This window comes from Nosocomiicoccus sp. HMSC09A07, from assembly GCF_001808485.1.
Classification (GTDB): Bacteria; Bacillota; Bacilli; order Staphylococcales; family Salinicoccaceae; genus Nosocomiicoccus; species Nosocomiicoccus ampullae_A.
On record NZ_KV793629.1, the window covers coordinates 14,652 to 36,208 of the forward strand.

Genomic DNA, 21,557 nt, shown 5'->3' on the forward strand with positions numbered 1-21,557 from the left:
TTACCACAGATTTAGGTGAAGCTATTGAATCAAAAAAAGTATTCCCGTCAAAATTTAAATATATTAGCTCGTATTGATTGGACACTTATTTTTATACTTATTATGCTCGCAGCGATCAGCATACTCATTATTAGCAGTGCGATGACGAGCGAACAGTATTCAACAAATTTCGCTCAACGACAACTATTATTTTACTTATTTGGATTTTTAATTGCATTTATTTTAATGCTCATTCCGTTCCATTTTTATAAAGATTATATATGGGGTATATATGCTTTTGGTATTTTGAGTTTAGTGTTTCTACACTTTTCTCCATTTGAAAGTATTACTCCAATTATTAACGGTGCAAAAAGTTGGTATCAGTTCGGTTTTTTTAGTGTTCAGCCTTCTGAATTTATGAAAATCATATATATTATGGCACTTGCATACGTCATCAGCCAACATAACAAATATAAGATTGAAGACGACTTATCATTAGACGTTAAATTACTCGGTAAAATGGCAGTTGTTTCCGCATTACCAATGTTGTTAGTACTATTACAAAACGACTTAGGAACGACACTCGTCATGGTTGCGATATTCTTTGGAATGGTCCTCATATCTGGGATTAGTTGGTGGCTTATTTTACCCGTCGTATTTGTCGTTACGACAGTCGGTGTGTCACTGATACTCGGTATTTTATATCGACCAGATTTAATCGATAAACTCGGAGTACACGCGTATCAATTCGATAGAATTTACTCTTGGCTACAACCAGAAAAATACATTTCTGACAGTGGTTTCCAACTGATGAACTCACTCATTTCAATCGGATCAGGTGGAATTACAGGTCGTGGCTATAAGGACGGTATAATTTATATTCCTGAAAACCACACGGACTTTATATTTACAATCGTCGGTGAAGAGTTCGGTTTTATTGGAACGACTTTTGTAGTCATCGTATTACTCTCATTATTACTACGACTGTTTAGAATTTCACTGTTAACACACGACAGTTTCGGTGGATACTTTATAATCGGATTTTTATCGTTACTGTTTTTCCATATATTCCAAAATATCGGAATGACGATTCAACTCGTACCGATCACTGGATTACCGTTACCATTTTTAAGTTACGGTGGTAGTGGTTTATGGGCAAACATGGTCGGAATTGGTATTGTACTTAGTATTTATTTTTATGAATCATCTGGTAAAAAAGAAGCTCGATTTAACAAATAAAAACGCAAGCAGCTCAGTGAGCTGTTTGCGTTTTTAAATATTATTCTCGTTTAATCTTAACTGTTCTACTTTCGAAATACGATTCATAATTTCTAATCTTGAAGGGGCAACAGATACTTTGATGCCAAGTTCTTTCAATACTCGAACCGCATCTTTTAGTTTGGATGTGTCATTTTGTTTCATAATGATCTCCCTTCCTATCGAGTTAATTATAATTATACAGACACTGTGGTAATATTACTATAGTTATTCAAAAAACTTTTTACATATTTGTCACGAATACATTAAAAAATTATGAGAGGATTTTTAAAATTGTATTATTTCAGTACATTAATGAATATATCTCAATCCGTTGCTGATTTTTTCTCATCACTTTCGTATGCAACGATTTTTACATTTATCATCTTACTCATTAACTTCGTACTCGCAATTGGTATGATCTTTTGGGAGCGTAAAAGTGCTCAAAGTGTTTGGGCATGGCTATTTGTCCTCTTCTTCATACCAATTATCGGATTTATTTTATATGTCTTATTCGGTCGTACGATATACAATAAAGAAATTTTTAAAATATCCGAAGAAGATAAAATTGGTCTTGAATCACTCGTTACAGAGCAACTCGAAGATATTAAGATGGACAAGCTAACACTTCCGTCAGAAGAAGCTAAAAAACATCGTAAACTGATCCATATGTTATTAAACAATAATCAGTCATTCATAACGTCTAATAACAAAGTAGAGACATTTTATGAAACGACAGAGTTTTTTGATCAGATGATACATGATATAGAAAATGCAAAAGACCATATTCACTTTCAATTTTATATTTTTAGATTAGATTCACTTGGCCAAAGAATTTACGACGCCCTACTTAAAAAGCAAAAAGAAGGGGTTGACGTTAAAATTTTATATGACGACATGGGCTCACGTACTTTAAAACTTAGAAACTTTAAAGAGTTACGTGATTACGGCGGAAAAGTTGAAGCATTCTTCCCAAGTCGTCTCTCTCTTATAAACCCTCGTATGAATAACCGTAATCACCGTAAAAACATTGTTATAGACGGTAAAATTGCATATACGGGAGGTACAAATGTCGGAGAAGAATATATCGGTTTGAGTAAAAAATTTGGCTACTGGAGAGACACGCATATTCGAGTTCAAGGAAACGCTGTAAAATCTCTACAACTACGTTTTATGCTTGACTGGAACTCTCACGCAACGCGTGACAATTTAAAACACCATCCACGTTACTTCCCAGAAATTCCAGTCGTTGGTGATACGACGATGCAAATCGCAGCAAGTGGTCCAGATGAAGAATGGGAGCAAATTAAATACGGTTACTTAAAAATGATCTACTCAGCTAAAAAGTCTATATACATTCAGTCACCGTACTTTATACCTGACCAATCGATGAGAGAAGCGATTAAAATCGCACTCCTGTCAGGCGTCGAAGTTAACATTATGATCCCACCATTTCCTGACCATCCATTCGTATACTGGGGGACGTATCATAACGTTGGAGAGCTTGCGATGATAGGAGCAAACGTCTACATTTATGAGCGTGGTTTCCTACATCAAAAAGTAATGATAATCGATGACGAAGTCGTATCGATTGGATCATGTAATATGGATAACAGAAGTTACGCACTAAACTTCGAAGTCAACGCGTTTATATTCGATGAAAAAGAAGCGATAAAAAATAGACTTCAATTTGAAAAAGATACGCTACATTCACGCATACTTTCACCGGAAGTCTATCAATCTAGAAGTAAGTGGATTAAATTTAAAGAAGCAATCGCAAATTTAATTGCACCGATACTATAAAAAAAGCTCCGTTTAGCTATAGCTAAACGGAGTTTTGTTATTTCTTCTTTTTGTTTTTATTCGGTAATACTTTTGCACCTTGTGATTTTCTTTCTTTTTCTGCAAGTTCTTTTTCGTGTGCTGCTAAAATCGGCGCCATTTCTTCATCGACCTTTTTACGGTAATATAAGTTACCGATAATCGTTTGAAGGATTAAGAACGCACCACCGACTGCCCAGTATAATGGTAAGGCAGATGGTGAAATCACCGAAATCCACAGAATCATCAGTGGCGAAATAAACATAAATAATCGCATTTGCTTTTGTTGTTCTTCTGGTAAGAACATCATAGATACGTATGCTTGAACCGCGTATACGAGTACCGCGATCGCAATCATAATAATACTGCGCTCTGTTAAGTCCATCCATAAGAATTCTGGATATTTAGTAATACCACCTTCTGATGGATATTTTAAAGCGAAGAATAACGCCATAACGATTGGCATTTGAATTAAGATTGGTAGACATCCAACATTTAATGGGTTAATATCGTGTTTCTTATATAACGCCATCATCTCTTGTTGAACAGCCATTTTTTCTTCTTGCGTCGTCGCAACTTTCATACGGCGCTGAATATCTTCCATTTCTGGTTTAACAATCTTCATCTTCTCACGCATCAACATTTGATTTTTATATGTTTTCATCATGAATGGGAAGATGATTAAGCGCACGATTAACGTTAATACGATAATCGCAAGACCATAGTTATGGTTTAAGTGATCTCCAAGCCAATGAAGTAAGTTGTCCATTGGTTGAACAAATGTATTAAAGAAAAAACCATCTCTGTTTTCAGGCTTCGAGTAGTCACACCCTGCTAAAAACAAGACGAGGCCCATCGTTAACGGTAACAGCCATTTTTTAGCCATAATTTCACCTCTAATTTTATATACAAGAGTGATTGTACCATACTTACAACCACATTTACAGATAAAACATGAGGAAAATAGGCGATATATTTGAATCTACTCAGAAATATTTAATCTTCTTTTTTTCATTAATCGCATACTATTCAGAGTAACGATTAAAGTCGCTCCGATATCAGAGAATATCGCAATCCATAAAGTTAACCATCCTGGAATCACGAGTAGTAATGCAATTAGTTTAATCCCTAATGAAAATGTAATATTTTGTTTTATAATTGTTAACGTCTTTTTGCTTAAACGAATGATGTAATGTCGATAAAATGATTCAGTGGACCATTCTTTTTACCGATATCTAGACTGTTTTTTAAACCAGCAGTGACGTATCGCTTCGCTTTTCTAAACGCGTCTTCTAAACTATTCCCTTTTGCAATCTCTGCCGTGATAACTGCAGAAAACGTACTGCCACTTCCACGCTTATTTTTTGTCTGAACGATTGCTTCAGTGAGTTTTAACGACGTCGTCTTCGTATATAAATAATCACACGCTTCACCAGTCATATTACTATCGTTAATAATTACTGCTTTTACACCGATTTCTCTTAAAAAGATTTTCGCTGCTGTTTCGATATCTTTTTCAGTCTCAATATCAATACCTGTTAACGATTTTGCTTCGTTGATGTTCGGTGTCACGACTGCAGCATGATGAAGTAATTGTTGTTTTAACACACTCGTCGTCTCTTCTGAAATAATACGCTGTCCGTCGCGTGTAAAAATGTACGGATCGACGACGAATGGTATATGATACTGTTTGACGTATTTCGTGAGCATTTCAATCATCGGTATGCTCGTGATCATTCCGGATTTCATTGCAAATGGAATTGTGTCATCAAATATACTTTTAAGCTGCTCTTCTAAAAAATCATCTGGTATTTCTAATACATCTTTAATACCACTCGAGTTTTGTGCCGTTAAACTTGTAATTGCAGACATTCCGTATACACCTAAATTTTGAAACGCCTTTAAATCTGCATTCACGCCAGACCCTCCTGTTGGATCATAGCTCGACACAGTGAGCACAATTGGTAATGTCATTGTAGCTCCTCCTTTACTTTACAAAATATTGTTTAATCACTGTCTCTAATACGACAGGTAACTCTTTAAACGCACTCGGCTTTAATAATCTCTCTGTAACTTTATGCGCATCTTTACCGATTGGACCGCAGTTTAATACCGGTGCTGATATTTCTTTAATATCTTCAAAAGGTATCATATACGTCTTATTAAACGTCGGAGTGTTTAAGCTAAATACTCTATCACTTTCATAGCTCGTCGCGTATTTCACATAACTTAAGTCACAAATACCGTTAAAGAAATGTACTTGTTCAACGTTACGATTCAATAGTTTACTCGTTTCTTTTATCGTTTCGACGATATTTTGAACGAGTGTATCTTCTGAACTGTTAGTTGCTGGATAATAAGGTGGAGTGAAAAACGTGACGACTGTTGGTCCTAAATGACGCAGTAACATCATAATTTTGTCGATTGCTTCGATACATTGTAAATGATCGTCTTGATTGTTTGAAATACTTTCTAGTAGTTCACTGACTTTATCTTCCCCAAATTTATCGATTGCTTGTTGAAGTAACTCTTCATACGTACAGACGTTTACATTTACTTTTTCTTCTTTATAAATACCATCGTCAAACGTTTGAATAACTTCATTTACCTCATCCACCGACTCTTTGACAATCGTGTTGAACGTATTAAATATCTCACTCGCATTTTGTTTAAATATAAATAAATTATATAAACTGACCGTTCTAAACGGCGTTTGAACGTCGTAGTGCGCCTTTAAATCACGCATCATCAACGAAACAGGTAACGGTGTTTCTTCACCCTCATAGCGCTCTATAAACGATTTGTTGTATTCCATATTTTTATTGATGAAGCTCATTATGTAATTCGAGCTTAAACCGTTCATCGCGTTACCGACGTGCGTTTCTTTACCGTAAACGTACACTGCAGGCATTAACTTTCCAATCGTTCCAGTATATACGTAGTGCGTATTGTTACCAGGTGCTTGTTGGAATGTCGGCTCACTATTTAAGTGAAGTACGATATTTAAATCTTTTTCTTTTCGTATTTCATTGATTTTTTTAACTGCTGCTAACATTCCTTTAGATCCTACTTCTTCATCAGGCACTGTAACGAGTAATAAGTTTACGTCCCAGTTTTCAAGCGCTGCTTTTTCGATTAAAGACATATGGAGCATAAGACCTGGTTTCATATCCATACTACCACGACCAAAATAATAGTGTCCTGTTTTAATATCAGATACGGCATCATCATTTAAGTACGTATGATCAGATTTAAAAATATCTGTTATTTTATCCATATTAAATGCATGTTGTTTATACTCTCCAAAGTCATCGATACCGACTGTGTCGAAGTGACTAATTAAAACGACTGTATCATTATTTTCATTACCAGCGTAATGTGCAAGGACAGCACGTCGGTCATCTTCAGTATGCGCAAAATATATGTGATCACTATGTGTATTAAAATAATCGAGTTTGAGTAATTCACTCTTTACTAAGTCTGGAAAACTTTTCTCTCCTGTTGAATGCGTGATTGAATCATGTTTAACGAGTGTTTTTAATAACTCTACACGGCTCTCTTCTGTTTGCCATAAACCGTTCATCGTTAAATTCCTCCATTACTTTGTTCTATATATAAGACTACAACTTTTTGACGTCTTTTGATAGCGTTTTTATTTAAAATAAAAAACCGATTAAGAATAATCTTAATCGGTCAAGTAATTATAAGTAAGCACCACATGTTGGCCAAGGTTGTGCACCACGTTGAGCGTATAACATTTGTGCACGCATCGTTTGTTCTTCAGCAGAAGCTTGTGATGCAACACCTGTTCCACCCATTGCTTGCCATGTACCAGCGTCAAATTGATATAGGCCGTGATATGTTCCTGATGCATCTACAATGTTTGGATTTCCACCAGATTCACACGCTGCAAGTCCTGCCCAGTTTAAACCATCGTTAGACGCTTGTTGAACTGGTGCTGATGCATGCGCGTTAGAATTGTCATATGTATCATCATATGTTTCTTCATATGTCTCTTCTTGTTCGTTGTTATAGTTTGTTTCATTCGTTTCATTCGTTTTAGTATCTTCATATGCTACTTCAACGCTTTTTTCTTCTTTTGCTTTGTCTTTAGCTTTCTTCTTAGCTTTTTTCTCAGCTTTTAATTCGCTTGCTTTTAGTTCTTCTTTAAGTGCAATTTCTTTTTCTACTTTTTTCTCAGCTGTAAATGATTGAACTGATGATTTATATTCTTGTGCGATTTCAGCAACTATTTCGTTTGATTTTGCAGTTGGTTCATCTGCCTTAGCATGCGTTGAAAGTCCCATACCACTCGCTAATATCGCAACTGATCCTAATGCAAAAATTGTACGTTTCATTATATATATGCCCCCAAAATATTGTCTCTTTTTTCAACTAGATACAATACTAACAAATTAAAGCATTTCATAGGTTACAGCTATATAAAGCTTTTACTTTATTTTTACAAAAACATTACAATCAGATGTCTATCATTAACGTTGTCAGATAACATAAAAAACGCCTTAAGATTTCTCTTACGCAGCGTAGAAATCTTAAGGCGAGTGAGTGTGTGAGTATGAAAAGAATCTTAAAAAATTTAGTTTACAGCTTTATCAGACAAGTTTGAGAGAATTAGTCCATTCATATTTGAACTAGAAATGTATGTGTCTCCTTTCTTAAACACAATATACAACCAAATATTATTTTCAACAAATCTCAATTTTTTAAATTTATAGAGTGATCCTCTGTAATTTTTAAATTTTAAGTCTTAATTTCGTACAGTTTTTTAAAATACGTCGTTTTTTCATCAAAGTTAGTATAAATAAAAAGATCCAGCTTTACTCAGCTGGATCTCCGATTGCAAATGTAATTTCACATTGACATGCTACTTTGTCTCCGACTTTGGCAACAGCTTTACCTTTACCAATCGGCCCTTTAACACGTGTAATTTCTACTGTTAATTCTAAAGTATCTCCAGGTGTCACTTGGTGTTTAAAGCGACACTTATCGATACCTGCAAAAAATGCAAGTTTCCCTTTAAATTGTTCTTCTTGTAATAAAGCAACTGCACCAGTTTGTGCGAGTGCTTCTACGATTAACACTCCAGGCATCACTGCGTATTTAGGGAAGTGTCCTTGGAAGAATGGTTCGTTTCCAGACACTTGTTTAATACCGACACATTTTTCACCTGGGGTAATTTCAACGATACGATCGATTAATAAAAATGGTGGGCGATGCGGAATAATCGCTTTAATTTGGTCATAAGTTAACATATCTTTATCCTCTCATTAGATCTTTTATATGCTGCCACGTTTCAATTCTAAACACTTCAAACGGGTTCCCTAATATACCATATCCAATCATTAGACCGATGACGACGAGTAAAATTGCGATGTATAAATAGAGTAGTATACGTACAATCATCGGAATTTTTCGATGTACAATTTTAGATGTCTCTTTCATAACTCACCTCTAAATTAAACGTGTTCGAGTTCAGCTTCTGTAACGCGCTCGATATCTGCCCCGAGAGCTTTTAATTTTTTATGAAAATCTACATATCCTCTGTCTAAATGACGAAGCTCTGTAACCGTCGTTTCTCCTTCAGCAACAAGTCCTGCTAATATAAGAGCAGCTGCTGCACGTAGATCTGTCGCTTTTACACGAGCACCATGAAGTTCTTTACCACCGTGGATTACAGCATGATTATCTTGCAGTGAAATATCTGCATTCATCGTATTAAATTCTCTGACGTGCATGAAGCGATTTTCAAAAATAGTTTCAGTAACGATACTCGTACCTTCAATCGTTAATAGTAATGCCATCATCTGACTTTGCATATCTGTCGGGAATCCGGGATGTGGTAATGTTTTAATGTCTGTTGGCTTTAACGGTTCCGATGCATTTACACGGACATTATCCCCATCTTCAATAATTTGAACACCAATTTCTTCTAATTTAGATACGACTGCACTTAAGTGCTCAATGACGATATTTTGAATTAAAATATCACTTCTCGTTATCGCTGCAGCAATCATAAATGTGCCTGCTTCAATACGGTCAGGAATGACTTGATGCTTTGTGCCGTATAACTGATCGACACCTGTAATTTTAATATGTCCAGTTCCTGCTCCAGTTACTTTACCACCCATACGGTTAATATAGTTTTGTAAATCGACAATCTCTGGTTCCATTGCAGCATTTTCAATATGAGTGATACCATCGGCAAGTGCTGCACCCATCATTAAGTTTTGTGTGGCACCGACACTTGGAAAATCTAGATGTATTTTAGCACCTTTAAGACGTCCATCTACTCTACCTTCAATGAAACCATCTAACGTTGTAAACGTGGCACCCATTTTTTCAAAACCTTTTAAATGTTGTTCAATCGGACGGCTACCAATTGCACAGCCGCCGGGCATCGCAACTTCACATTTACCGTAACGACCAAGTAGTGGTCCCATAACGAGCATAGAAGCTCTCATTTTGCTCACTAATTCATAAGGTGCTGATACCGATAAATCTGAACTTGCGTCTACGTATACTTTATCTCTTTCGATTTTAACATCTGCATTTAAAATACGAAGTAGTTCAACTAATGTTTTACAATCTGATAATTTTGGAACATTAGTAATTACCGATTCTCCTTCTGATGCTAAGAGAGACGCAGCTAAAATAGGCAGAACTGCGTTTTTAGCGCCTTCTATTTTTACACTTCCAGCGAGCTTTCGTCCACCCTTAACAATAATTCTATCCATATTCTCACTCCACATATTTCTCATTAATTTAATTCTATAGACTTCTATTTATAGTGTAAAGTATTTAGCTAAATAGTAGTTGTAGGTTTTGTGTTTCTACAAAAATATCAATGATAAAATTCGACATACTCGTCCCTAGAAGAATCGCGAGCAATATGTAAAACATTCTTATTTTAGCAGTATGACCTTTTTTAAAGATCATATCTACTTTTAAACAGTCTAAAATATAAAATGCAAAAATAGAACATGCGATATGTAATATAATTTTCATCAATGCGATTTGAGATAAAAACATTTAAAAACCCCTTAAAAAAAGTCTAAGGTTTCCCTTAGACTTTTTGTTTATTTAAATTGTGCAATATTCAAACGGTTAATTGCTCTTTGGAATGCAAGTTCTGCACGCACTTCATCGATTTCTTCTTCATGCGCACGTTTTAGAAGCTCTTCTGCTCTCTTACGTGCAGCTAGTGCACGATCAGTATCGATATCATCCGCGAATTCTGCAGCTTGAGTTAATACTGTAACTTTGTCGCCACGGATTTCTGCAAATCCATCAGTAATTGCTAAATATTCGAATTGACCATCGATTTTAGCTTTTACACTACCAATCTTTAAAGGTGTCACTGTTGGGACGTGACCTGCCATGACCCCAAGTTCACCTTGCGTTGATTCCAAGATGACAATTTCGCAGTTATCATCAGTAAAAACAGAACCGTTAGGAGTAACTACATCTAATGCAATTGTACTCATATAACTAACCTCCTGTTATTAAACTTCTGCACCCATCTCACGCGCTTTTTCAAGAACTTGTGTCATATCACCAACAAGTCTGAACGCGTCTTCTGGTACGTGGTCGTATTTACCTGCTAAGATTGCTTTGAAGTCTTCAACAGTTTGTTCAACTGGTACGTACGAACCTTTTTGACCTGTGAATTGTTCTGCAACGTGGAAGTTTTGACTTAAGAAGAACTGGATACGACGTGCACGTGCTACGACTTCCTTATCTTCTTCTGATAACTCATCCATACCTAAGATTGCAATGATGTCTTGTAATTCACTATATTTTTGTAAAGTTGCTTGAACTTCACGTGCAACGTTGTAGTGCTCTTCACCAACAACTGCTGGAGATAACGCACGTGACGTTGATGCAAGTGGGTCTACCGCTGGGTAAATACCCATCTCTGAAATTTTACGCTCTAAGTTTGTCGTCGCGTCTAAGTGTGCGAACGTTTGAGCTGGCGCTGGGTCAGTATAGTCATCGGCCGGTACGAATACCGCTTGAATTGACGTTACTGATCCTTTGTTCGTTGATGTAATACGTTCTTGAAGCTGACCCATCTCAGTTGAAAGTGTCGGTTGGTAACCAACGGCAGATGGAATACGTCCAAGAAGTGCTGATACCTCTGAACCTGCTTGTGTGAAACGGAAGATGTTGTCGATGAATAGTAATACGTCTTGACCTTCCACATCACGGAAGTATTCAGCCATCGTTAATCCTGTTAATGCAACACGCATACGTGCACCAGGTGGCTCGTTCATTTGTCCGAATACCATCGCTGTTTTATCGATTACGCCTGAGTCAGACATTTCAAAGTATAAGTCGTTTCCTTCACGCGTACGCTCACCAACACCAGCGAATACCGAAATACCACCGTGCTCTTGAGCGATGTTATGAATTAATTCTTGGATTAATACAGTTTTACCTACTCCGGCACCACCGAATAACCCGATTTTACCACCTTTAGTGTAAGGTGCTAATAAGTCTACTACTTTAATACCAGTTTCTAAAATCTCTGTCGCTACTGACAGATCCTCAAATTCTGGAGCGTCTCGGTGAATTGGGTTTCTGAGTTCAGATTCAGGAATCTGACCTTTTAGGTCAATCGTTTCACCTAAAACGTTGAATACACGTCCTAAAGTGGCATTACCTACAGGTACTGAAATAGGTTGACCAGTGTTTACTACTTCCATACCACGCTGAATACCATCTGTAGAACTCATCGCAATTGTTCTTACTGTGTTGTCTCCACGGTGAAGCGCAACTTCTAAAGTAAGTGCAATTGAATCTTCTTCAGTTTCACCTTTATGATCTATTGTAAGTGCGTTCATTAACTCAGGTAATTGACCTTCTTCAAAACGCACATCTACAACAGGTCCCATAACTTGGACCACGTGTCCTAAAGCCATTTGAGTTCCTCCTATAAATTATTATTCTTGTGCTTGTGCACCACTTACAATTTCTGTAATTTCTTGTGTAATCGCTGCTTGTCTTAGTCTGTTGTAAGACAATGTTAACTCACCAATCAATTCGTTTGCGTTGTCCGTAGCAGCTTTCATCGCTGTCATACGAGCAGCATGCTCACTTGTTTTTGCTTCAAGTAAAGCACCGTAAATAATAGCTTCAGCGTATTGTGGTAATAATTCTTTTAAAATCGTTTCTTTATCTGGTTCGAATTCATAAGAAGCGAGATGAGTGTACTCGTTTTTCGTTTCTATATCATCTTCTGACATTGGAAGTAACTGTCTTACAGTTACTTTTTGCTCGAGGATAGAGATGAATTCGTTATAGATAATATGAAGCTCATCGATTTCTTCATCTTCATATTGACGAATTGCTGCCGCCGCTATTTTTTTCACATCCGAAAATGATGGCTGATCTGGTAACCCTAGACGGTAGTCATCTATCTTATAGCCACGTAATCTAAGTACGTCGTATCCCATTTTACCGAGAACCATAAGTGAAATTTCGTCTTGGTTACCGTTATGGCGTTCATTGATTTCAGTTGTTATTGCTTTAATAACGTTTGCGTTGTATGGACCTGCTTTACCTGTATCACTTGAGATTACGATATAGCCAACACGCTTAACAGGACGTGCAGTTAGCATCGGGTGAACGTTGTTTCCACCTGCTCCAATTGCTTGGATTGTTTCTTCCATTCGGTCCATATACGGACGGAAGTTTTTAGTGTTTTGTTCTGAACGACCGAGTTTTGAGTTCGCGACCATGTTCATCGCACTCGTTAACTGACTCATCTTTTCAGTTGAGTTAATACGACCTTTTATCTCCCTTAATGAAGCCATGATTTCACCATCCTTTATATAAATAGTGTTATTTATTATTTACTGCTGTTAAATAACTTTTTGAATCCGTTAATTGCTGCATCGAATGCTTCGTGATCTGGAAGCTCTGATGTTTCACGGATACCGTTTAATAATTCTTTGTTGTTTGCACTTAGCCACTCTAAGAATTCACTTTCGAATCTTGTAATATCTTGTACTGCAACATCATCTAAATAACCGTTTACTAATGCGTAGAGAATTACTACTTGCTCTTCGACAGGTAGTGGTTGGTTTTCACCTTGCTTAAGTACTTCAACTGTACGTTTACCACGCTCTAATTTAGCAGCTGTTGCTTTATCTAAATCAGAACCGAACTGAGCGAATGCTTCTAACTCACGGTAAGCAGCTAAGTCTAAACGAAGTGTACCCGCAACTTTCTTCATCGCTTTAATTTGTGCTGAACCACCTACACGAGATACTGAAAGCCCCGCGTTGATCGCTGGACGCACACCAGAGAAGAATAAGTCAGACTGTAAGAAAATCTGACCGTCTGTAATCGAGATTACGTTTGTCGGTACGAATGCAGAGATGTCTCCTGCTTGCGTTTCAACGAATGGTAACGCAGTGATCGAACCGCCACCTAAATCGTCATTTAATTTCGCTGCACGCTCAAGTAAACGACTGTGTAGGTAGAATACGTCCCCTGGGAAGGCTTCACGGCCTGGTGGACGACGTAATAGTAATGACATTTCACGATAAGCCTGTGCTTGTTTTGTTAAGTCATCGTATACGATTAATACGTGTTTACCGTTGAACATGAACTCCTCACCCATAGATACACCCGCGTATGGCGCGATGTATAATAATGGAGCTGGGTCAGATGCACCTGCACTTACTACGATTGTGTAGTCTAATGCACCGTGCTTACGGAATGTTTCAACAGTAGAACGTACTGTAGATTCTTTTTGACCGATTGCTACGTAGATACAAATCATATCTTCGTTTTTTTGGTTTAAAATCGTGTCGATTGCAAGTGTCGTTTTACCAGTTTGACGGTCACCGATAATTAACTCACGTTGACCACGTCCGATTGGCACTAAAGCGTCAATCGCTTTAATTCCTGTTTGTAATGGTTCGAATACTGATTTACGATCCATAACTCCTGTAGCTGGACTTTCTACAGGACGAGTTTTTGTTGTACTAATTGGACCTTTACCGTCGATTGGTTGTCCAAGTGGGTTTACAACACGACCGATAAGTTCTTCACCTACTGGTACTTCCATGATTTTCCCAGTACGTTTAACTTCGTCGCCTTCTTTAATATCATAATATGGTCCAAGAATAACGATACCAACTTCGTCTTCTTCAAGGTTTTGAGCTAATCCTAACACACCGTTAGAGAACTCAAGTAACTCTCCTGCCATCGCATCGTTTAAACCATGAGCAACTGCGATACCGTCACCGACTTCAGTAACTGTACCGACATCTGAGACTTCCATGTCAGCTTCATAGTTTTCTATTTGACTTCTGAGAAGAGCACTAATTTCTTCAGCCTTGATTGCCATAGAAATTTCACTCCTTAAATATTTTTCGTTGTTTTAAAACGGTCTTTAATTTTTCTTAATTGAAGTACAACTGATTCATCATAAACTTTAGAACCAATGAGTACTCTAAATCCACCGATTAAAGATTCGTTTATTTTGTTTTCAATCAGCAATTTGTCATAACCTGTTTTCGCTTTGAAGATTTCTTCAATTTTAGCTACTTGTTCATCTTCTAATTCGTAAACAGATTCCACGATAACTTTCGCTTGATTGTAATGTTCATTGTACAGATGTGTAAATTCTTCGTGAATACGTGACACAATTGAAAATTGTTTCTTCTCAGTGAGTACGAGTAACATATTAAATACATACTCATTCGTTCCTTTGAAGCTGTCACGAATCGTCGTTAATTTTGTTTCTTTAGATATTTTCGGGTTGATTAAAAACTCGTTAATATCATCAACTGTTGAAACCACTTTAGATACTTCGTTTAAATCTAGGCGTGCTTCTTCAAGTTGGTCATGTTTAATTACTACGTCAAACAGGGCATTTGCATACTGTTTAGCTAAACTCATTATCTATCCCCTGCTTCCTGTAGGTACTTGTCAATGAGATCTTTTTGATCTTGTGGAGACAATTCTTTTTCAATCACTTTTTGAGCAATTAAAACAGATAATTCAGCGACTTGGTCGTTGATTTCACGTACTGCTTTTTCTTTTTCTTGCTCGATATCTTTTTGTGCATCAGACATAAGTCTTTTCGCATTTATTGTTGCTTCGTCAATAATTGACTGCTGTTGTACTTTCGCTTCTTCACGAGATTTTTCAAACATTTCACTAACTTCAGCTTGAGTTTGAGATAAAATTTCCTCGTTCTTTTTACGAAGCGCTTCTGCTTCTCGTTTTGCAATTTCAGCGCTCTCGATGTCGTCGTGAATTAACTTTTCACGGTCGTCCATTACTTTTTTAACTGGTTCCCATACGAAATATGAAAGAGCAAAAAGTAGTACTAAGAAGCTCCCGAGTAAAACGAGACCTGTACCAAAAGCCGTTGGGATTGACGACGGTGCAGCGCCTAATATTAATAGTTCCACTATGTACACTCCTTTCAAGAAAGTTCACAATACTTAAGGTTACAAAAGAAACGGCGAAATCTAGACAGACTTCGCCTCTAATTATCTATAGTGCGAACATTAATAAGAATGCAATTACAATCGCGATAATTGGAGTCGCCTCAACTACCCCAACACCGATGAACATGATTGTCATTAATGAACTACGAGATTCTGGTTGACGCGCAACACCTTCAACTGTTTTTGAAACAACTAAACCAATTCCTAACGCACCGCCAAGTCCTGCAAGACCAGCTGCGATACCTGCTGCTAATAAAGCCATAAAAAACTTCCTCCTAAATTATGTTTGTTTATTTTTTTATTTTTTATATTAATGGTCATCTTGCATTTTATGTGCGAGATATACCATTGATAACATGATGAAAATAAATGCTTGTAAAGCACCTATAAATGTTTTAAATCCTTGCCATACCATCATCGGTACGATACCACCAACGAATCCTAAAACTCCACCAGTCGTTACGAGACCAAGTAGTAATGTTAATAGGATTTCTCCGGCGTAAATGTTCCCGTATAAACGTAAACCAAGTGTTAAGTTATACGTAAATTCCTCAAGAATTTTAATTGGTACTAAGAACCAAACTGGACGTGCGTAGTCTTTAGCATATTCTTTGATACCTTTCATCTTCACACCATAGTAGTGCGTTAAGACAATCATAAGACCTGCAAGTGTTAACGTAACAGTTGGATCTGCTGTTGGTGATTTCCACCAAAGGTTATTCTCCGGCGAAACAAAGGTAAATGGTATACCGATAAAGTTTGCCATGAAAATAAATGAAATTAATGTAAGCGCAAAGAAGTGAAAGCGTGCACCTTCACGCCAAGCAATGTTACTTGAAATAATGCCCTTAACAAAGTTCATTAGCCACTCAACAAAAAGTTGAGGTTTACCTGTTGGCTTAATCGCTAAGTTTCTTGTAAGGAAAAACATTAAGAAAAACACGACTAAACACGTGACAACAATCATAAAGCATGTTGCTAAATCAAAAACGATTGGAATGCCACCGATGTTCACTTCATAAGTCGGAGTTCCGTGATCCATTTCTTCACCTCTTTCATTTTCTAAAATGTCTTACTGCATTCACAAATATAATTACGTAAGTCGACATTAAACCGACAGTAATCGCAATAATATTTAATTCAGCCTGAAATTTATACCAGATAATGCACGCTAATAATACGAGTATTACACGCGTAACAGTTCCTGTTGTAGTCATTCGTTGCTGACTGTGCAATGCTTTATAGTAGTTGGAATACCAACTTAATGCCATAAATACAGAGATAATTGTTCCAACGATTAAACTTTGGACAATTATTCGATCAAAAAAGAATAATGACAAGAACTCTATGACAAAGATGATAATAAAAGCCTTCGCAAAATAGTTCATAAATCCTTTAAAAAGTGTCATTTTACATTTTCCTCAAGTGTGATTTAGGCATATATGTATTGTTTGCACACTTATAAAGTGTACCTATTACATGCCTAAGTGTCAACGCATTTATTGTTATTTTAATAACATATTATGAGTTCATAAAATCTAATGGTTTTTCTGATATAAAACCATAATAATGTGAAATAATATCGACGATTCGATGACTCGCTTGTCCATCTCCATATGGATTTTTTAACTGAGTCATTTCATTATAAATTTCCCGGTTATTTAGTAGTCTATTTGTTTCAGTGACGATTTTCTCAAAATCTGTCCCAACAATTTTAAGCACACCACTCTCTACACCCTCTGGGCGTTCTGTGACATCTCTTAAAACGAGTACAGGTTTATTTAGCGATGGTGCTTCTTCTTGTATGCCGCCAGAATCTGTGAGAATAATTTCACTTGCCGCAGCAAAGTTATGAAAATCCATTACATCTAACGGTTCAATTAACTCGATACGGTCGTGTGTTAAATATCGTTGTGCAAGTTCGCGTATTTTCGGATTTTTATGAACAGGGTATACAATCACAACGTCGCGGTGTGTATCAGCAATATGTTTCATCGCTTTAAATATTTGAATCATCGGCTCGCCTAAGTTTTCTCTACGATGTGCTGTAAGTAGAATTACTCTCTTATCTTTATATTGAGATAATAATTTACTGTTATAATTTGGATCTACCGTTGTATTTAAAGCATCTATCACTGTATTACCCGTCACAAAAATTGTACTTTCATCGACTTGTTCTTTAAGTAAATTATCTTTTGCACGTAAAGTCGGTGCAAAATGCAAATCCGCCAAACGCGTCGTCAATTGTCGATTTAACTCTTCAGGGTACGGCGCAAATTTATTATACGTACGTAAACCTGCTTCGACATGACCGATACTTACTTTCTGATAAAAAGCTGCCAGTGCAGCAGAAAACGTCGTCGTCGTATCACCGTGGACGAGAACCATATTAGGAGTTTCTTTTTGTATAATCGACTCCATCTCTTTTAATACTTGACTTGTAATGTGAGAGAGCGTCTGTTCTGCTCTCATCACATTTAAGTCATAGTCTGGAGTAATGTTAAATGCATTGAGTACTTGATCTAACATTTCGCGGTGTTGTGCGGTTACGACAACAACCGGTTCTAGATGCTTTGACTCTTTTAATGCATTCACAAGTGGAGCCATTTTAATCGCTTCTGGTCGAGTACCAAAAACGACCATAATTCGCTTTTTCATACGATTACCCCTTATTATTTCGTTCCGAATAGACGGTCTCCTGCGTCTCCAAGTCCTGGAACGATATAACTATTTTCATCGAGTGAGTCATCTAATGCACCGATGTAAATATCCACATCTGGATGTGCTTCTTCTAAAGCTTTTACACCTTCAGGTGCCGCAATTAAACAGATGAATGTCAGTTTAGTTGCACCACGTTTTTTAATCGCAGTAATTGCTTCAACAGCACTTGCACCTGTAGCGAGCATCGGGTCAATGACTAAAATATCTCTTTCCTCAATATCACTTGGAAACTTTGCATAGTATTCCACCGCTTCAAGCGTTTCTGGGTCACGGTATAAACCGATATGGCCAACGCGCGCAGATGGAATAAGCTTATGGATTCCTTCAGTCATTCCTAAACCAGCACGTAAAATTGGTACGAGACAAATCTTTTTCCCGCTTAAACGTTTTGCTGTAGTCGGACCGATTGGCGTTTCAACAGTAACGTCTTCTAGAGATAATTCTCTCGTTACCTCATATGCCATAAGCATTCCGACTTCGTCGACGAGTTCTCTAAACTCTTTTGTCGACGTGTGTTTGTCTCGGATATATCCGAGTTTATGCTGAATTAATGGATGATCCATTACGCGTACTTTTGTCATAGTCTCTCTCCCTATTTGTGGTCATATAACGGATATTTACTAGTTAACTGAACGACTCTGTCGTGAATTCCGTCTAAGCTTTCTCCGTTCTTTTCTTTTGTTAATGTTTCAATGATAATGTCTGCAACTTCTTCCATTTCCGCTTCTTTAAATCCGCGTGTTGTCATCGCAGGTGTTCCCATACGTAAACCACTCGTTACAAATGGTGATTCTGTTTCGAATGGGATAGTATTTTTATTTGTTGTAATACCAACTTTATCTAACGCTTCTTCTGCTTGTTTACCTGTTAAGCCGAATACTTTTGTATCTACTAACACTAAGTGGTTTTCAGTACGTCCTGAAACGATTCTTAAACCGTTCTCTTGTAATTTTTCTGCAAGTACTTTTGCGTTTTTAATCACTTGCTCTTGGTATGCTTTAAATTCAGGTTGTAATGCTTCTTTAAATGCAACAGCTTTTGCTGCAATTACGTGCATTAACGGTCCACCTTGAATACCAGGGAAGATGTTTGAATCGATCTTTCTCGCATGTTCTTTTTTAGTTAAAATAATTCCACCACGTGGTCCACGTAATGTTTTATGTGTTGTTGAAGTTACAAAGTCTGCGTACTCAACTGGGTTTGGATGTAGACCAGCTGCAACTAAACCAGCAATGTGAGCCATGTCTACCATTAAGTACGCACCGACTTCATCTGCGATTTCTCTGAACTTTTTAAAGTCGATTTGTAACGCGTATGCACTACCACCAGCGATGATAAGTTTAGGTTGTTCTTTAATCGCAATTTCACGTAACTCATCGTAGTCAATTGCTTCATCTTCTTTAGATACACCGTAACTTACGATGTTAAATAATTTACCACTAAAGTTTACCGGTGCACCGTGCGTTAAGTGACCACCGTCAGATAAGTTCATACCTAAAATCGTATCTCCAGGGTTTAACACCGAGAAGTACACTGCCATGTTCGCTTGTGATCCAGAGTGTGGTTGTACGTTTGCGTGTTCTGCACCGAAGATTTCTTTTAGACGTTCACGTGCTAGATCTTCAGCAACGTCTACGTACTCACATCCTCCGTAGTAACGTTTGCCTGGGTAACCTTCAGCGTATTTGTTCGTTAACACGCTTCCTTGAGCTTCTAATACCGCTTCTGATACAAAGTTTTCTGATGCGATTAGCTCAATATTTTCATTTTGACGGTCGAATTCCTTTTGAATCGCTTCGTATAGTGCTTCATCTGATTGTTTAATGTAAGACATGTTTGATAACTCTCCTTAATATATAAATTTTATTAATTCATTTAGTTATAATGCGCGCGTTCCCCGCCGATTAATTTCGGACGAGATTTCGCAATTGTAAGTTGTGCTTCTCCGAGCGTTTTCGTATTCACTCGAACAGGAACTTGTACGTGTTTAATATGCATACCAATTAGTGTTTGCCCGATATCGATGCCTAAATCGACATCGACGTGCTCGACTACGACACTATCCTTTAAATGATTAAACGCATATTCACTTAAACTTCCACCTGCACTTCTGTCAGGAACGACAGTTACAATTTGTGATTGTAAATGATTTCTTTCGACTGCTTTTTTAGTAGTAGTCAGTGCACGGTTAATATGTTCACACCCTTGGAAAAACACATCCATATCATATCGTTCAACGACGGGTTCGAATGCTTTGAAAATCACTTCCGCAACTTCCATCGAACTATGTTCACCGATATGTTCTCCTTGTACTTCAGATGTTGAACATCCGATGACGAGTGAGGCATTTGAAAAGAAAAAATCAGCGTCTTCTAACTCTTGAATGATCGTTGTAAGCTCACTGTTCAATTTTTTCAATTCTACGCTCATGTCTACCACCTTCAAATTCAGTTTCTAACCAAATATCAACGATATCTAACGCTAATCCAGTTCCGATTACACGTTCACCCATACATAAAATATTTGAATTGTTGTGCTCTCGTGTAGCGTGTGCAGAAAACGTGTCGTGAACGAGTGCTGCCCGAATACCTTTATGTTTATTCGCTGCGATATTCATTCCGATACCTGTTCCACATACTAAAATACCGCGGTCGTATTCGCTATTTTGAACAGCTTCAGCAACCGGTTTTGCATAATCTGGGTAATCGACAGAATCTGTATCGAATGGTCCAACGTCTTTAACGTCGATTCCTTTATCTTCTAAATGCTGTACGATGGCTGATTTTAAGTTGAATCCACCGTGGTCTGAACCGATAATCACTTTCATTGAAATCATCTCCTAAATATTATTATACATTCTTAAAATGCAGTTTCAAAATCATTCGTTATTACCAGTTTATTTTATCGATATAATGTTTCATCTGATGAAACACACGTGTGTAATCATCCATATTACCGCCAAATGGATCGAGGACGTCTCCACTTTCACCTACATACTCACTTAAAAGATGAACATCCGCATCCTCATTTAACATTTTTACTTGTATATAATGACTTTTTGTCATGACGAGTAGCGTATTGTCGAGCGTGTCCTCATGAGTCAACTGCTCTGGTAGCGTAGAAGGCGAATAATTTTCTCTTTGTATAATCTCCTCACTATACGGACTGACTTGATTGGACGTAACAAATAAACCTCTCGACTCAACTTCTCTGTCCGTCACTGTTTTAGCGTAACTTTCTGCAAGTGGACTTCGGCACGTATTACCTGTACATACAAATATAATCATG

The 21,557-nt window shown here is 37.3% G+C and carries 26 protein-coding genes and 1 pseudogene; 2 read left to right on the forward strand and 25 right to left on the reverse strand.

Going from position 1 to position 21,557, the window contains the following annotated elements:
• Window positions 1-15 precede the first annotated feature (15 nt).
• Window positions 16-1,218: an FtsW/RodA/SpoVE family cell cycle protein gene (locus tag HMPREF3177_RS02815; protein WP_070457017.1), complete on the forward strand. Its 1,203-nt coding sequence runs from the start codon at window positions 16-18 to the stop codon at window positions 1,216-1,218.
• Window positions 1,219-1,251: 33 nt separating this feature from the next.
• Here the strand turns inward: HMPREF3177_RS02815 and HMPREF3177_RS08480 are convergent, their stop codons facing one another.
• Window positions 1,252-1,401: an Lmo0850 family protein gene (locus tag HMPREF3177_RS08480; protein WP_168161304.1), complete on the reverse strand. Its 150-nt coding sequence runs from the start codon at window positions 1,399-1,401 to the stop codon at window positions 1,252-1,254.
• Window positions 1,402-1,551: 150 nt separating this feature from the next.
• Here HMPREF3177_RS08480 and cls point away from each other — a divergent pair, with 150 nt between their 5' ends.
• Complete coding sequence (gene cls / locus HMPREF3177_RS02820; protein WP_070457020.1) at window positions 1,552-3,039, forward strand: cardiolipin synthase; 1,488 nt, start codon at window positions 1,552-1,554, stop codon at window positions 3,037-3,039.
• A 37-nt stretch (window positions 3,040-3,076) separates the two neighbouring features.
• Here the strand turns inward: cls and yidC are convergent, their stop codons facing one another.
• The 24 genes and pseudogenes from yidC to HMPREF3177_RS02935 form a co-directional block, all read right to left on the reverse strand.
• A complete protein-coding gene (gene yidC, locus HMPREF3177_RS02825) occupies window positions 3,077-3,943 on the reverse strand; it encodes a membrane protein insertase YidC (RefSeq protein WP_070457023.1) in 867 nt (288 codons plus the stop codon).
• Between the two features lie 96 nt (window positions 3,944-4,039).
• Window positions 4,040-4,249 (reverse strand): annotated as a pseudogene (locus tag HMPREF3177_RS08390) (hypothetical protein); the annotation flags it as partial.
• Window positions 4,234-5,031, reverse strand: a complete 798-nt coding sequence (gene thiD / locus HMPREF3177_RS02830; protein ID WP_070457025.1) for a bifunctional hydroxymethylpyrimidine kinase/phosphomethylpyrimidine kinase — start codon at window positions 5,029-5,031, stop codon at window positions 4,234-4,236. The gene thiD and the pseudogene HMPREF3177_RS08390, both read right to left, overlap by 16 nt.
• Window positions 5,032-5,044: 13 nt before the next feature.
• Window positions 5,045-6,640: a M20/M25/M40 family metallo-hydrolase gene (locus tag HMPREF3177_RS02835; RefSeq protein WP_070457027.1), complete on the reverse strand. Its 1,596-nt coding sequence runs from the start codon at window positions 6,638-6,640 to the stop codon at window positions 5,045-5,047.
• 118 nt (window positions 6,641-6,758) lie between these two features.
• Window positions 6,759-7,415, reverse strand: coding sequence for a transglycosylase family protein (locus HMPREF3177_RS08690; protein ID WP_070457029.1), 657 nt, complete (start codon window positions 7,413-7,415; stop codon window positions 6,759-6,761).
• Window positions 7,416-7,895: 480 nt separating this feature from the next.
• Window positions 7,896-8,330, reverse strand: coding sequence for a 3-hydroxyacyl-ACP dehydratase FabZ (gene fabZ / locus HMPREF3177_RS02845; RefSeq protein WP_070457031.1), 435 nt, complete (start codon window positions 8,328-8,330; stop codon window positions 7,896-7,898).
• Between the two features lie 4 nt (window positions 8,331-8,334).
• Window positions 8,335-8,520 carry a DNA-directed RNA polymerase subunit beta gene (locus tag HMPREF3177_RS02850; RefSeq protein WP_040928291.1) on the reverse strand — a complete coding sequence of 62 codons (186 nt, stop codon included), beginning with the start codon at window positions 8,518-8,520 and terminating at the stop codon, window positions 8,335-8,337.
• Window positions 8,521-8,534: 14 nt separating this feature from the next.
• Window positions 8,535-9,812, reverse strand: coding sequence for a UDP-N-acetylglucosamine 1-carboxyvinyltransferase (gene murA / locus HMPREF3177_RS02855; RefSeq protein WP_070457033.1), 1,278 nt, complete (start codon window positions 9,810-9,812; stop codon window positions 8,535-8,537).
• A gap of 64 nt (window positions 9,813-9,876) precedes the next feature.
• Complete coding sequence (locus tag HMPREF3177_RS02860) at window positions 9,877-10,083, reverse strand: DUF1146 domain-containing protein (protein ID WP_246827371.1); 207 nt, start codon at window positions 10,081-10,083, stop codon at window positions 9,877-9,879.
• Between the two features lie 71 nt (window positions 10,084-10,154).
• The gene (locus tag HMPREF3177_RS02865) at window positions 10,155-10,562 is read right to left on the reverse strand and encodes a F0F1 ATP synthase subunit epsilon (protein ID WP_068128549.1); all 408 of its coding nucleotides are present in this window, start codon (window positions 10,560-10,562) and stop codon (window positions 10,155-10,157) included.
• Between the two features lie 18 nt (window positions 10,563-10,580).
• Complete coding sequence (gene atpD, locus HMPREF3177_RS02870; RefSeq protein WP_068128550.1) at window positions 10,581-11,999, reverse strand: F0F1 ATP synthase subunit beta; 1,419 nt, start codon at window positions 11,997-11,999, stop codon at window positions 10,581-10,583.
• A 21-nt stretch (window positions 12,000-12,020) separates the two neighbouring features.
• Window positions 12,021-12,893, reverse strand: coding sequence for an ATP synthase F1 subunit gamma (gene atpG, locus HMPREF3177_RS02875; protein WP_070457035.1), 873 nt, complete (start codon window positions 12,891-12,893; stop codon window positions 12,021-12,023).
• A gap of 35 nt (window positions 12,894-12,928) precedes the next feature.
• Entirely contained in the window at window positions 12,929-14,437 is a 1,509-nt protein-coding gene (gene atpA / locus HMPREF3177_RS02880) for a F0F1 ATP synthase subunit alpha (protein ID WP_068128552.1), read from the reverse strand.
• Between the two features lie 14 nt (window positions 14,438-14,451).
• Window positions 14,452-14,991, reverse strand: a complete 540-nt coding sequence (gene atpH, locus HMPREF3177_RS02885) for an ATP synthase F1 subunit delta (protein WP_068128554.1) — start codon at window positions 14,989-14,991, stop codon at window positions 14,452-14,454.
• Window positions 14,991-15,509, reverse strand: a complete 519-nt coding sequence (locus tag HMPREF3177_RS02890) for a F0F1 ATP synthase subunit B (RefSeq protein WP_052327239.1) — start codon at window positions 15,507-15,509, stop codon at window positions 14,991-14,993. The genes atpH and HMPREF3177_RS02890 overlap by 1 nt, the downstream gene beginning before the upstream one ends.
• Window positions 15,510-15,594: 85 nt before the next feature.
• Window positions 15,595-15,810 carry a F0F1 ATP synthase subunit C gene (atpE, locus tag HMPREF3177_RS02895; protein ID WP_040928299.1) on the reverse strand — a complete coding sequence of 72 codons (216 nt, stop codon included), beginning with the start codon at window positions 15,808-15,810 and terminating at the stop codon, window positions 15,595-15,597.
• A 48-nt stretch (window positions 15,811-15,858) separates the two neighbouring features.
• Complete coding sequence (gene atpB, locus HMPREF3177_RS02900) at window positions 15,859-16,590, reverse strand: F0F1 ATP synthase subunit A (RefSeq protein ID WP_040928300.1); 732 nt, start codon at window positions 16,588-16,590, stop codon at window positions 15,859-15,861.
• Between the two features lie 13 nt (window positions 16,591-16,603).
• The gene (locus HMPREF3177_RS02905) at window positions 16,604-16,957 is read right to left on the reverse strand and encodes an ATP synthase subunit I (protein WP_070457038.1); all 354 of its coding nucleotides are present in this window, start codon (window positions 16,955-16,957) and stop codon (window positions 16,604-16,606) included.
• A 112-nt stretch (window positions 16,958-17,069) separates the two neighbouring features.
• The gene (gene wecB / locus HMPREF3177_RS02910; RefSeq protein WP_068128557.1) at window positions 17,070-18,206 is read right to left on the reverse strand and encodes a non-hydrolyzing UDP-N-acetylglucosamine 2-epimerase; all 1,137 of its coding nucleotides are present in this window, start codon (window positions 18,204-18,206) and stop codon (window positions 17,070-17,072) included.
• Window positions 18,207-18,220: 14 nt separating this feature from the next.
• The gene (upp, locus tag HMPREF3177_RS02915) at window positions 18,221-18,850 is read right to left on the reverse strand and encodes a uracil phosphoribosyltransferase (RefSeq protein WP_068128559.1); all 630 of its coding nucleotides are present in this window, start codon (window positions 18,848-18,850) and stop codon (window positions 18,221-18,223) included.
• Window positions 18,851-18,861: 11 nt separating this feature from the next.
• On the reverse strand, window positions 18,862-20,103 hold the full coding sequence (gene glyA / locus HMPREF3177_RS02920) for a serine hydroxymethyltransferase (protein ID WP_040928304.1): 1,242 nt from the start codon (window positions 20,101-20,103) through the stop codon (window positions 18,862-18,864).
• Between the two features lie 41 nt (window positions 20,104-20,144).
• Window positions 20,145-20,699: a TIGR01440 family protein gene (locus HMPREF3177_RS02925; RefSeq protein ID WP_070457039.1), complete on the reverse strand. Its 555-nt coding sequence runs from the start codon at window positions 20,697-20,699 to the stop codon at window positions 20,145-20,147.
• Window positions 20,668-21,096 carry a ribose 5-phosphate isomerase B gene (rpiB, locus tag HMPREF3177_RS02930; RefSeq protein ID WP_068128563.1) on the reverse strand — a complete coding sequence of 143 codons (429 nt, stop codon included), beginning with the start codon at window positions 21,094-21,096 and terminating at the stop codon, window positions 20,668-20,670. The genes HMPREF3177_RS02925 and rpiB overlap by 32 nt, the downstream gene beginning before the upstream one ends.
• A gap of 61 nt (window positions 21,097-21,157) precedes the next feature.
• Window positions 21,158-21,556 carry an arsenate reductase/protein-tyrosine-phosphatase family protein gene (locus HMPREF3177_RS02935; protein ID WP_070457041.1) on the reverse strand — a complete coding sequence of 133 codons (399 nt, stop codon included), beginning with the start codon at window positions 21,554-21,556 and terminating at the stop codon, window positions 21,158-21,160.
• Window position 21,557: the final 1 nt, after the last annotated feature.

Bases quoted from the DNA above. Each gene is read 5' to 3' on its own strand.
- atpG (WP_070457035.1), bottom strand. From the start codon at position 12,893: ATGGCTTCATTAAGGGAGATAAAAGGTCGTATTAACTCAACTGAAAAG.
- atpA (WP_068128552.1), bottom strand. From the start codon at position 14,437: ATGGCAATCAAGGCTGAAGAAATTAGTGCTCTTCTCAGAAGTCAAATA.
- HMPREF3177_RS02850 (WP_040928291.1), bottom strand. From the start codon at position 8,520: ATGAAAGAGACATCTAAAATTGTACATCGAAAAATTCCGATGATTGTA.
- atpE (WP_040928299.1), bottom strand. From the start codon at position 15,810: ATGGCTTTATTAGCAGCAGGTATCGCAGCTGGTCTTGCAGGACTTGGC.
- HMPREF3177_RS02935 (WP_070457041.1), bottom strand. From the start codon at position 21,556: ATGATTATATTTGTATGTACAGGTAATACGTGCCGAAGTCCACTTGCA.
- atpB (WP_040928300.1), bottom strand. From the start codon at position 16,590: ATGGATCACGGAACTCCGACTTATGAAGTGAACATCGGTGGCATTCCA.
- HMPREF3177_RS02860 (WP_246827371.1), bottom strand. From the start codon at position 10,083: ATGAAAATTATATTACATATCGCATGTTCTATTTTTGCATTTTATATT.
- HMPREF3177_RS02835 (WP_070457027.1), bottom strand. From the start codon at position 6,640: ATGAACGGTTTATGGCAAACAGAAGAGAGCCGTGTAGAGTTATTAAAA.
- upp (WP_068128559.1), bottom strand. From the start codon at position 18,850: ATGACAAAAGTACGCGTAATGGATCATCCATTAATTCAGCATAAACTC.
- wecB (WP_068128557.1), bottom strand. From the start codon at position 18,206: ATGAAAAAGCGAATTATGGTCGTTTTTGGTACTCGACCAGAAGCGATT.
- HMPREF3177_RS02925 (WP_070457039.1), bottom strand. From the start codon at position 20,699: ATGAGCGTAGAATTGAAAAAATTGAACAGTGAGCTTACAACGATCATT.
- fabZ (WP_070457031.1), bottom strand. From the start codon at position 8,330: ATGTTAACTTATGACCAAATTAAAGCGATTATTCCGCATCGCCCACCA.
- cls (WP_070457020.1), top strand. From the start codon at position 1,552: ATGAATATATCTCAATCCGTTGCTGATTTTTTCTCATCACTTTCGTAT.
- atpD (WP_068128550.1), bottom strand. From the start codon at position 11,999: ATGGCTTTAGGACACGTGGTCCAAGTTATGGGACCTGTTGTAGATGTG.
- thiD (WP_070457025.1), bottom strand. From the start codon at position 5,031: ATGACATTACCAATTGTGCTCACTGTGTCGAGCTATGATCCAACAGGA.
- rpiB (WP_068128563.1), bottom strand. From the start codon at position 21,096: ATGAAAGTGATTATCGGTTCAGACCACGGTGGATTCAACTTAAAATCA.
- murA (WP_070457033.1), bottom strand. From the start codon at position 9,812: ATGGATAGAATTATTGTTAAGGGTGGACGAAAGCTCGCTGGAAGTGTA.
- HMPREF3177_RS02905 (WP_070457038.1), bottom strand. From the start codon at position 16,957: ATGACACTTTTTAAAGGATTTATGAACTATTTTGCGAAGGCTTTTATT.
- HMPREF3177_RS02865 (WP_068128549.1), bottom strand. From the start codon at position 10,562: ATGAGTACAATTGCATTAGATGTAGTTACTCCTAACGGTTCTGTTTTT.
- atpH (WP_068128554.1), bottom strand. From the start codon at position 14,991: ATGAGTTTAGCTAAACAGTATGCAAATGCCCTGTTTGACGTAGTAATT.
- HMPREF3177_RS08480 (WP_168161304.1), bottom strand. From the start codon at position 1,401: ATGAAACAAAATGACACATCCAAACTAAAAGATGCGGTTCGAGTATTG.
- yidC (WP_070457023.1), bottom strand. From the start codon at position 3,943: ATGGCTAAAAAATGGCTGTTACCGTTAACGATGGGCCTCGTCTTGTTT.
- HMPREF3177_RS08690 (WP_070457029.1), bottom strand. From the start codon at position 7,415: ATGAAACGTACAATTTTTGCATTAGGATCAGTTGCGATATTAGCGAGT.
- glyA (WP_040928304.1), bottom strand. From the start codon at position 20,103: ATGTCTTACATTAAACAATCAGATGAAGCACTATACGAAGCGATTCAA.